This is a genomic window from Haemophilus seminalis (genome assembly GCF_006384255.1).
GTDB lineage: Bacteria > Pseudomonadota > Gammaproteobacteria > Enterobacterales > Pasteurellaceae > Haemophilus > Haemophilus seminalis.
This window is the reverse complement of record NZ_VCED01000002.1, coordinates 320285-330874: the sequence shown is the minus strand read 5'-3', so window position 1 is coordinate 330874 and position 10590 is coordinate 320285. Positions and strand designations below refer to the sequence as shown.

The 10590-nt window shown below is 37.9% G+C and carries 10 protein-coding genes and 5 tRNA genes; 7 read left to right on the top strand and 8 right to left on the bottom strand.

From position 1 onward, the window contains the following. Nucleotides 1-34: 34 nt before the first annotated feature. Genes FE813_RS04000 through FE813_RS03985 form a run of 4 tightly spaced genes read right to left on the bottom strand, consistent with a single transcriptional unit; the run spans nt 35 to nt 2226 of the window. Complete coding sequence (locus tag FE813_RS04000; protein ID WP_180978684.1) at nt 35-322, bottom strand: DUF5374 domain-containing protein; 288 nt, start codon at nt 320-322, stop codon at nt 35-37. Next, nucleotides 315-998: a DUF2572 family protein gene (locus FE813_RS03995; RefSeq protein WP_139989511.1), complete on the bottom strand. Its 684-nt coding sequence runs from the start codon at nt 996-998 to the stop codon at nt 315-317. The genes FE813_RS04000 and FE813_RS03995 overlap by 8 nt, the downstream gene beginning before the upstream one ends. Then, on the bottom strand, nt 998-1714 hold the full coding sequence (locus FE813_RS03990; protein ID WP_139989579.1) for a PulJ/GspJ family protein: 717 nt from the start codon (nt 1712-1714) through the stop codon (nt 998-1000). The genes FE813_RS03995 and FE813_RS03990 overlap by 1 nt, the downstream gene beginning before the upstream one ends. Beyond that, nucleotides 1708-2226 (bottom strand): type II secretion system protein, encoded by a 519-nt coding sequence (locus FE813_RS03985; RefSeq protein ID WP_046941985.1) that lies wholly within the window; start codon nt 2224-2226, stop codon nt 1708-1710. The genes FE813_RS03990 and FE813_RS03985 overlap by 7 nt, the downstream gene beginning before the upstream one ends. 199 nt (nt 2227-2425) lie before the next feature. Here FE813_RS03985 and suhB point away from each other — a divergent pair, with 199 nt between their 5' ends. Continuing rightward, nucleotides 2426-3229, top strand: a complete 804-nt coding sequence (gene suhB / locus FE813_RS03980) for an inositol-1-monophosphatase (protein ID WP_139989510.1) — start codon at nt 2426-2428, stop codon at nt 3227-3229. A gap of 372 nt (nt 3230-3601) precedes the next feature. Here suhB and FE813_RS03975 read toward each other — a convergent pair. Next, a tRNA-Ala gene (locus tag FE813_RS03975) sits at nt 3602-3677 on the bottom strand. An 80-nt stretch (nt 3678-3757) separates the two neighbouring features. Further along, nucleotides 3758-5200, bottom strand: a complete 1443-nt coding sequence (gene gltX / locus FE813_RS03970; protein WP_065249948.1) for a glutamate--tRNA ligase — start codon at nt 5198-5200, stop codon at nt 3758-3760. A gap of 170 nt (nt 5201-5370) precedes the next feature. Here gltX and FE813_RS03965 point away from each other — a divergent pair. The 5 genes from FE813_RS03965 to lpt6 all read left to right on the top strand — a co-directional run bounded on the left by FE813_RS03965 (nt 5371) and on the right by lpt6 (nt 7604). Further along, a tRNA-Val gene (locus tag FE813_RS03965) sits at nt 5371-5446 on the top strand. 43 nt (nt 5447-5489) lie between these two features. Next, nucleotides 5490-5565, top strand: a tRNA-Val gene (locus tag FE813_RS03960). A 58-nt stretch (nt 5566-5623) separates the two neighbouring features. Next, a tRNA-Val gene (locus FE813_RS03955) sits at nt 5624-5699 on the top strand. A 52-nt stretch (nt 5700-5751) separates the two neighbouring features. Beyond that, nucleotides 5752-5827: transfer RNA gene (locus FE813_RS03950), tRNA-Val, on the top strand. A 121-nt stretch (nt 5828-5948) separates the two neighbouring features. Further along, nucleotides 5949-7604, top strand: coding sequence for a phosphoethanolamine transferase Lpt6 (gene lpt6 / locus FE813_RS03945; RefSeq protein ID WP_139989509.1), 1656 nt, complete (start codon nt 5949-5951; stop codon nt 7602-7604). 43 nt (nt 7605-7647) lie between these two features. Here lpt6 and FE813_RS03940 read toward each other — a convergent pair whose 3' ends face one another. Continuing rightward, entirely contained in the window at nt 7648-8445 is a 798-nt protein-coding gene (locus tag FE813_RS03940) for a virulence factor BrkB family protein (RefSeq protein WP_139989508.1), read from the bottom strand. After that, complete coding sequence (locus FE813_RS03935; RefSeq protein ID WP_139989507.1) at nt 8442-8921, bottom strand: YchJ family protein; 480 nt, start codon at nt 8919-8921, stop codon at nt 8442-8444. The genes FE813_RS03940 and FE813_RS03935 overlap by 4 nt, the downstream gene beginning before the upstream one ends. A 129-nt stretch (nt 8922-9050) precedes the next feature. On the opposite strand from FE813_RS03935, the gene FE813_RS03930 reads away from it, so the two are divergent. Continuing rightward, nucleotides 9051-10550 carry a helicase HerA-like C-terminal domain-containing protein gene (locus tag FE813_RS03930; RefSeq protein ID WP_139989506.1) on the top strand — a complete coding sequence of 500 codons (1500 nt, stop codon included), beginning with the start codon at nt 9051-9053 and terminating at the stop codon, nt 10548-10550. The last annotated feature ends 40 nt before the right edge of the window (nt 10551-10590 follow it).

Below are 10590 nucleotides of genomic sequence, written 5' to 3'. Positions count from 1 at the left end.
GTGATGATTTAATCTAGAAAAAGACAATGCCATTCTACTTAGTTTTTATCGAAATTTCACCCATAGGATAACGTACAATGACGCGCTCGTTTTGACATTGAACACGAAAAGTTAAGCCATTTTGTTGTATCAATTGTTCACAAGCTAATCCTAAAAATTGGCGTTGAGCTTGATTCTCCGCAACCTGTATCGCCTGAAAATCTTGATAAGTTTTCACCGCACGTTTTCTTTGGCTTGCCGTCCATTGATTGAAAACAATAAATAAAACGCTAAATAAAGCCAAAGAAAATAATAGGGTAGTGAGCGACATACCTTTATTCATCTGGAACATTAAAATCACTCCAACTTTTTTCTGCCAGCTGCCATTGACTATATTGTTGCACTAAGGCTGTTACGACAGATTTGCCATAGGCTAAAGTAACCCCATCTAAAGTTAAATGCCCATTGGTGAGTACTGCGCCACTAATCCGTCCTTTGCCCGTTAGTTTTAAATCTCCCTCTGCAATTAATACAGCAGACACAGTGCCATTAATTTCAACTTCCGCTTGAGAATCTGAAAACCAATAAAGTTTAGGTGTTTTGTTAGCATTTAAAATTTTGGGCGGAGAAGAAAAGCGCGGTCGAAAATCTGTGAGTTTTTCTGTGTGAATAAAATCTTTCAATGCACCCTGATTATCGCCTCTTGTGGGCGATTTTTTAAATAGGCTCATTCTTTCACACCAAAGAAAATATTGAATTGCATCGGTGGCGCCATCAAGCGTGATGCTGATTTGCTTTACACTTTCATTATTATTTAACGGTAAATCAAGGCAGGCAGTTTGTTTTTTCTCCTCTGTCATTTTTTGTAGTTGTAATGTTCTTTCTACATAGTGTTTTCGTTGATTTTGTTGCGCACGAAAAAAACTTAAATGACTGTCATCCAACAATAAGATTACGGTTAATAAACCTGAAATAAAAATCAGAATAGTCAGCGTAATAATGCCTTTTTGTATTGTCATTATTTTTGGTTCCAAAGCTCAACGACAAGGGATGTTTCATAACTGATATTTGGGGGTTGTTTTAAATTTCCTTTTAACTTGATTTCTAATCCTTTGCCTTCCATTAACCAATTAAATTGCAGGGTAGTGACTTCGTATTCATTGTTGTCCAATAAATCCGTCCAACCGCCTCCAGAGTTGCAAGCCGATTGTTGAAAAGCGCGTTTACAAGTTTCAGCTGTGCAATTAGTAGGAATAACACTTTGATAAGTCAGTTTGGTTTTTATCATTTTGTTACTCACTTTATAACCGAATAATTCTTCTGTACTGTTTTTCGATGTATTTTTACCATTTTTCATACAGGTTTTCGGTGAATCTTTGCCAATACATCCATTTTTATTTAAATCATAAAAGAACAACACGCAGCTATTAGTTGGAGCGTTATCTTCTTGGCTAATGAAAATGGCAGTGCCTTGTTCATCTAATTCAAATAAAGATAAATTGCTTTCTGTTCCTTTTGTATTTAATGCTCTAAATCCCAATCGCCGAAGATCTTTACCGATGAGTTGTAATGTTCGTTGTAATTCTGCTTGTAGTTTTAAATGCAATAACATCTGTTGATTTTGAGTTTGAACTTGCACATAAAAATGCGAAATGCTTAGCAATAATAAAGACGATAACGCCAGAGAAATCATCAGTGCTAATAGGGTTTGTCCTTTTAATAATGTTTTCATGATTGATTGCATGCACTAGCCGCTTGATTGGTTTTCAAACGAATACTGCCAACATTGAAAAATGAAAATAATGTACGTTCATTTTCAGCTTGCAGAATAAAGCAACGAGTAACACTCGTATTACGCGCTCCATAAAACCTCGTGATTTCTTTGGGATAAAGATAATGACTTTGAATCATCGTTTTTTTAGGAAAATAAGGATAGTAAAAATGAGCATAGGCTTCTTTCGGGCAGTTTGTTGGGTTTAAACAATCGCAAGTTTGATCATTTTTTACTTGTGCTGTTAAGCACCATTGTTGTGTAGCAAGGTTACGATTGATAAGTAAAAACCACACTTCCGATGAATTTTCTGCTCGAGCCTGAATTTGACGTAGAAATAAATACAGGCGATGTTGCTCTTTGGCTAAAATCGTTTTAGGTGAATCCGTTTGCCATAATGGCACGGAAAAACTCAGCGCAATGCTGATAATGGCTAACCCAATCAATAATTCCACTAATGTCACACCTTTCTGCATAAAACGCTCCAATTTTCTACCGCACTTTAATGGCAAATAATTAATGGAAAAATCACTTCATGCTATTTTTGCGATCTGTATCGCAAACTTTTCCTGAAAACCTATAAAAACCATTTTTTTATAATTTTCAACTGGTTATTTTGGCAAATCTCGCTATAATGGCGCGGAATTTTTCTGTTCTTTAAAATCTGGTGGAAATATGAATCCAATGTTAAATATCGCAATTCGTGCGGCACGAAAAGCGGGCAATGTGATTGCTAAAAATTATGAACGCCGTGATGCTATCGAAAGCACACAAAAAGGTATTAATGATTATGTGACAAACGTTGATAAAGCGGCAGAAGCAGAAATCATTGAAATTATTCGTAAATCTTATCCTGACCACACCATCATCAGCGAAGAAACGGGTGCGCTTGAAGGCAAAGACAGCGATGTACAATGGGTGATTGATCCACTAGATGGTACCCGTAATTTTATGACGGGCCTCCCTCATTTTGCCGTGTCTATTGCAATTCGTGTAAAAAATCGTACTGAAGTCGGGGTTGTTTACGATCCAATCCGTAATGAATTATTTACCGCTGTGCGTGGTGAAGGCGCAAAATTAAATGAAGTACGTTTGCGTGTAGATAGTAAACGTGAAATTCAAGGTTCAATTTTAGCGACCGGTTTCCCATTCAAACAACCAAAATTAATGCCAACTCAATTTGCAATGATGAATGCCTTAATTGAAGATGCTGCGGATTTCCGTCGCACTGGTTCTGCCGCATTGGATTTATGCTATGTGGCGTCAAACCGTATTGATGGCTATTTTGAAATGGGCTTAAAAGCATGGGATTGCGCTGCTGGCGATTTAATCGTGCGTGAAGCGGGTGGTTTAGTCTGTGATTTTGATGCTGGTAACGGCTACTTACGCAGCGGTAATATTATTGCAGCACCAGCGAGAGTATTAAAAGAAATGTTGAATAAAATTAGATCGTGTTTAGGTGAGAGTTTTAACGGTTAATTGTTTTATAAATAGCGCCTTTAATAATGGTGCTATTTTTACCCTTTAAAGTTTGAAATGTAAAAATTCTGAGATAAAAAAAGCAAGGTGCTTTACCTTGCTTTATTAATTTGGTGGATTGTTCTTCTTGCCATTAGATACCTCCAAAATGAAGTAACACTAAAATATTAGAAATTTATTTTATAAATCATTGAGTTATAAGTGATTTGGTAACACTATATGAGTCTATCATACCATGGTGTTACTATTAGTGTTACTAAAATTTGTGGATTTGGTCAGTTTCTATCGGACTTATTAGAACAACAAAAAAGCCTTGATACATTATATATCAAGGCTTTATCGGACTATATCATACTATATAGAATTAGAATTTGGTGGAGATAATCGGGATCGAACCGACGACCTCTTGAATGCCATTCAAGCGCTCTCCCAACTGAGCTATATCCCCATAAAAAACAGCAACATGATAAAATTTGACTATGTGGCTGTCAATACGATTTTATTATGTGTTTGTTATCCGATTAAATATTAAGCGTTTTGTGCATTAATAAAATCAATAGCGCGCTGAATACGCGCAAGTACGCGATCTCGACCAATACCGACTAGAGTAACATCCATTGATGGCGATTGACCAGAACCTGTCACAGCGACACGTAATGGCATGCCAACTTTACCCATGCCCACTTCTAGTTCAGCAGCAGTTTGCTCAATTGCTTCGTGAGTAGAATGTAAATCCCAGCTAGAAAGTGCGGTTAATTTTTCTTTCACTTTTGCAAGCGCTTCAGCAGCATTGCCTTTGAAATGTTTTTTTGCTGCGGCTTCATCAAAGGTTTCAAATTCTTCAAAGAAGTAGCGGCTTGAACTAGCCATTTCTTTTAAGGTTTTGCAACGTTCCGCAAGCATGGTGACTATTTCAGTTAATGCAGGACCATTAGTTGTATCAATGCCTTGATCTTTGTAATGCCATTCAAGATGTTTAGCCACATATTCTGGTGGTAATTCACGGATATAATGTTGATTCAACCATTGTAATTTTTCAGTATTGAATGCGCTAGCTGATTTGCTAACGTGATCTAATTCGAAATAGTTGATCATTTCTTCGCGACTGAAAATTTCTTGGTCGCCATGTCCCCAGCCTAAACGAACAAGATAGTTGATTAAAGCTTCTGGTAAGTAACCATCATCACGATATTGCATTACGCTCACCGCGCCATGTCGTTTAGATAATTTTTGACCATCGTCTCCATTAATCATGGAAACGTGCGCATAGGTTGGAATTGGTGCACCAATTGCTTTTAAAATATTGATTTGGCGAGGTGTGTTATTGATATGATCTTCGCCACGTACCACATGAGTGATGCCCATGTCCCAGTCATCTACAACTACGCAGAAGTTATAAGTTGGTGAACCGTCTGTACGACGAATAATAAGATCATCAAGCTCACTGTTGCTAATTTCAATACGGCCACGTACGGCATCATCAAATACGACCGAACCTTCAGTTGGATTCTTAAAACGTACGACATGAGGTTCATCTGGTGAATGGCTGTGATCGTGTAAGCAGTGACGGTCATAACGTGGTTTTTCTTTATTTTGTTCTTGAGTATGACGAAGTTCTTCTAAGCGATCTTTAGTACAGTAACAACGATATGCTAAGCCTTGTTCAATCATTTCATCGATCACTTGGTTATAACGATCAAAGCGTTTAGTTTGGTAATAAGGGCCATGTTCCCAAGGAAGATTTAACCATTCCATTCCTTCAATAATTGCAGCAGTTGCTTCTGGTGTTGAACGCTCTAAATCCGTGTCTTCAATTCGTAATACAAACTCGCCGTTATTATGTTTTGCGTATAACCAAGAATAAAGTGCGGTACGTGCGCCACCTACATGTAAATAGCCTGTAGGGCTAGGAGCAAAACGAGTACGCACTTTTACATTTGGATCTAAATTAAAAGGAGCATCTAGTTTCATTTTTATAACCTATCTTTAATAAAATATTAATCGTTATTCTACTACGACTTGTTTGACTTCTAAATAAAAAAGCGCATTTTATGCTTATTTTTACGACAATTAAACAAAATTTAATAAAAAGGTATTGACTGAAAATGCATTCTCCCTATAATGCCAAGCCACAACATTAAGGGCGATTAGCTCAGTTGGGAGAGCACCTCCCTTACAAGGAGGGGGTCACTGGTTCGAGACCGGTATCGCCCACCACTTCTATAAAAAGTGTTCTTAATGTTACTAAGTTTGACCTAGCGGGCGATTAGCTCAGTTGGGAGAGCACCTCCCTTACAAGGAGGGGGTCACTGGTTCGAGACCGGTATCGCCCACCACTTTTCTAAAGTGTCCTTTCCGCTCAAACTTTCCTTTTATATTTAAACGCTTTCTAGTGGGCGATTAGCTCAGTTGGGAGAGCACCTCCCTTACAAGGAGGGGGTCACTGGTTCGAGACCGGTATCGCCCACCACTTAAAAGTGTTTAAATAAACCGAAAATTTAAGGTTTTTCCTTAATATTATCGGGCGATTAGCTCAGTTGGGAGAGCACCTCCCTTACAAGGAGGGGGTCACTGGTTCGAGACCGGTATCGCCCACCACTTTATTTTCAAATTCTCCAAATAATTTTCTTTTCCCGTTCAATCCATTACGTTTACGTGATAAAGTGCACAGACATTGTCATGTCTCATTTTAGTCTGTTATGCATCATAGGGAAAATTCATGATCGCTTATATTTTCTTAGCTTTATTCACGATTGCGGCAGTGATTTTTATCGTAAACTCTCATTATCGTTGGACTTATTTCTTTGCTATTACGCTTTTTACTTTTTTATTTGGCGGGATGCTTATGGTTTCTGGCCAATGGCAACGTGCTTTAAATTTTTCATCTGTGCTTTTTGTGGTACTGATGTTATTTCACCGTTTAAAAATTCATTATTACAAACAGCCTTTGTTAATTTCAGATTTCTTTCTTGTGGTAGATTGGCGAAATTGGGAAACCTTAATTCATTATAAAGGTGCGTTGTTTGGCGTTATTGGGCTGCTTGCGTTATTAGGTTATGCGATTTTGGGTTTTAATGATGTCGGATCTTTAGGGCTATTAGGTAACAGCATTGGAGCGTTATTGTTTATCGTTAGCTTTATCTTGATGTGGCATTATTCTAAAAAGCCAAGTGCTGTGCAAGTTTGGTTAGATTCTTTGCCCGATGATGGTCGAGATGTGTTTTTAAATTTACCAATGTCTTGCCGCGGTATTTTTTTCAAAGTACCAAATTTTGATGGCAATAGCCAAAATTTTATTGAAAAAATGACCGCACTTTCATCTGATACAAACAACCTATCTGAAACAAAACCCGATATTGTTGTGACATTAATGGAATCTACGCTGAACCCTCATCAATTTGCTTTTAGTCAGCAATCTATTCCACCACTTTCCATGTTTGAATCCCAAAATGATACGGTATTTGCTTCGCCGTTGCGTGTACATACTTTTGCTGGCGCAACCTGGAAATCAGAATTTGCTTTTTTAGCCGGTGTGCCTTCGACAGATTTTGGTGCGTTAGCAAGTGGTGTTTTTTATTCTGTTGTACCGCACTTGCAATCAGGCTTAGTGAAAAATCTAAAAGCTCAAGGATATTTTTGTGTTGCTTTGTCGCCTTTTACAAAAGGTAACTACAATGCGAAATCCGCTTATGATCATTTCGGTTTTGATTTAATGTTACAGCCGCAAGACCTTGGTTATCCTGCGTCTATTAGTAAAAATCTTTGGGATATTAGTAGCGAAGAAATGATGAAGTACACCCGAATGATTTTGGAAAAACAGCATCCTGTGTTAGAAAATGTAGATCAGCCGATGTTTGTTTATGTGTTGACTATGCGAGAACATGGTCCATATGAATTAGTCATGGAAAATACATTTAATCTTCAAATGCCTAATTTAGGGGCTAAAAGTATTTCTGCATTGAATGACTATACTCAGCGTATTGTCGCATTGAATGATGCGATTGAAGGAATGAATAACTATTTACATGAACGTAAAAAGCCTTTTGTTCTAGGTTATTTCGGAGATCACCAAGTAGCATTTGATAATGTTATCCCTCCGAAGAAAGGGGATTATGCACATCCCGATTATGTGACCCAATTCGTTGTAAGAAGTAATAGTGCGAGTCAATTTAAGCAAGAACAACATTTTTTAGATCTCGCTTTTGCCGGAGGCGTCTTGATGAATGTAGCTGGATTATCAGCGGAAGATGAATTTATGAAAGCGAATATGGCAATGTGTAAACTAAGTAACGGAAAATTGGAAGATTCTTCTAATCCTGCATTTGTGAATGACTATCGTCATTATCTCTATCAAACCTTAAAGATTGCAAAATAGCTACATAAAAAAGACCGATGTTGATAAATCGGTCTTTCTATTTTTATTCTTTTAACTCACCTAATACTTCAGATAATTGTGCCCCGACCAACACAACTAGCCAGCTAATCTGAATCCACAATAGCATAATCGGCAATGTTGCCATTGCGCCATAGATTAGTTGATAAGAAGGGAATGTGGTGATGTACCAAGTAAAGGCTTGTTTACCAAGGGTAAAGAAAATAGCAGCAATAAGTGCACCACAAGCAGAATATCTGATATCCACTTTCTTATTTGGCACGATGGTATAAATTAATGTGAAAATAAACCATGTGAAAAAGAATGGGAATAAACTGAGCAATTTCACACCGAGAGAAAGCGTTTCTGATTGTTCAAATACCACTTTTATATAAGAGCTAATCCCTATACTTGTACCTATAAGGAGAGGTCCAAAAGTCAGAATCATCCAGTAAATCGCGAAAGAGGTAAAAATAGGACGAATACTTGTATCATGCCAAATGCTATTGAGGGTTCGGTCGATGTTATTAATTAGCATCAAGGCAACGGCAATTAAACTCACAATCCCCACCACACTCATTTTCTTTGAGTTTGATACGAATTGATCGATATACTCGCCCACCATATCACTCGCTGATGGCGCAAAATTGGTGAAAATCATTTCTTTCAATTCTCCAGTGACTTCATTGAATACAGGAAATGCAGAGAATATAGAAAAAATCACCATCACCATTGGCACGATAGCAAGCATCGTGCTGTAAGTTAGTGCGCCAGCAGCTTGGTTGAGTTTATTTTCTGAAAAACGTTTCCAAAAGAGCAAACTAAATTGTTTCAATGAAATCATAAAAATCCCCCACAGCAATGTTTAAATTTTTTACCAGAACCACATACACAAGGTTGTTTCATTGTAGGCAAGGATACGGTCGGATCCACAAAATACCAACAGTTTTCAATTTTCACAAAAATTGATCGCTCTTGATGGGTTAGTTTTCCCTCTTCGCCTTGAAAAATAGCTTTAAATTCCACCGCACTTTGAGTTTTTGTGAGGTTTTCTGTTTTTAGGATTTCTAATCCTAGCCATGTAGTGTTGTCAGCCCATTCTTGCAATAGATGAGTCTCTAATAAAGTTTGTTGGCTTGGCACAGTTGTTGCAACAATATAAGGTATATTTTTTAAAACATAAGCCGTATAACGTGAACGCATGAGTTGTTCTGCTTTTTCTGGGACGGCAGTGTGTAAATGAAAAGGCGCACAGCAATGTTTGTACTCTTTGCCAGAACGGCAAAAACACAATGAAGGTGCGATAAAATTCTCTGACATTTTAGTGTCCTGAAGTGGTATAAAAGAGATTTAATTTGAATTATAACTGAAAAATGTTTAACTTTTTGACCACATTGCATTTTTTACTTATCATTTACATATAATAAAAAATAAAGGGAAAATTCATTTATGCAATACAATCTCGCTCGCACAGAACAAGGTAAAATCCTAGGCATCACGGCCAAAATGGCTAACCGCCATGGTCTTATTGCTGGCGCAACAGGTACGGGTAAAACTGTCACATTACGTAAAATGGCAGAAGCCTTCAGCGATGATGGGGTTCCAGTATTTTTAGTAGACGTAAAAGGCGATCTTTCTGGTTTAGTAAAGAGCGGTCAATTTCAGGGCAAAATTGCAGAACGAATTGAGCAGTTCGGGTTAGGCAATGAAAGTTATCTTAATGGCTATCCTGTTTCTTTTTGGGATGTTTTTGGTCAAACGGGCATTCCTCTACGAACAACTATTTCTGAAATGGGTCCGTTGTTGCTTTCTCGTTTATTGAATCTAAATGCTACGCAAGAAGGATTATTAAACCTCGTATTTCGTGTGGCAGATGATCAAGGTTTATTGCTCATTGATTTAAAAGATCTTCGTGCAATGCTGAAATATGTTGCAGAGAATGCGAAAACTTTCCAAGTTGAGTATGGCAATGTTTCGACCGCAAGTGTTGGTGCAATCCAACGAGCATTACTGACACTTGAAAATGAAGGTGCTACAAATTTATTTGGTGAGCCTGCATTGAATCTAGATGACTGGATGCAAACTCGCGATGGACGAGGGGTGATTAATGTACTCAATTCTGAGAAATTGATTAATTCCCCAAGAATGTATAGTGCATTTCTATTATGGTTGATGGCAGAACTCTTTGAACAACTACCAGAAGTGGGTGATCCTGAGAAACCTAAATTTGTTATGTTTTTTGATGAAGCTCACTTATTGTTTGATGGTGCACCGAGCGTATTAGTGGAAAAAGTAGAACAAGTTGTGCGTTTGATCCGTTCTAAAGGTGTAGGTATCTATTTTGTCACGCAGAACCCGCTTGATTTGCCAGATACCGTATTAGGGCAGTTAGGTAACCGTGTTCAACACGCTCTCCGCGCATTTACTCCGCGCGATCAAAAAGCCGTAAAATCGGCTGCAGAAACTTTCCGAGCAAACCCTTCAGTGAATGTCGTTGAGACTATTTCAACCCTTGGTGTAGGGCAAGCATTGGTATCATTTTTAGATGAAAAAGGTATGCCAACTCCGGTTGAAATTGCCTATATCTATCCGCCAAAAAGTCAGCTTTCACCATTAACGACAGATGAACGTAATGCTTGGGTGAAAGATGATGATATTTATGCATATTATAAAGAATACGTGGATAACGAATCTGCCTTTGAAGTATTAACTGCTCAAGCGGATTTAGCTGCGGTACAACAAAAACAAGCAGAGCAAGCCCAAGCGGAAGAAGAAAACGGCTTCTTAGGTAGTTTGAGCCGAATGATTTTTGGTACGCAAAAGCGTGGTGAAAAATTATCGCCAACTGAGCAGATTGTTAACAGTGTAGCAAAATCAGTTGGGCGAAATATTCGAAATCAAATTACTAAGCAAATTATGAGAGGAATAATGGGGGCATTGAAAAAATAGGTTGATGATAAATGAAATGTGAGGGTTTCCGTTTAGAAGA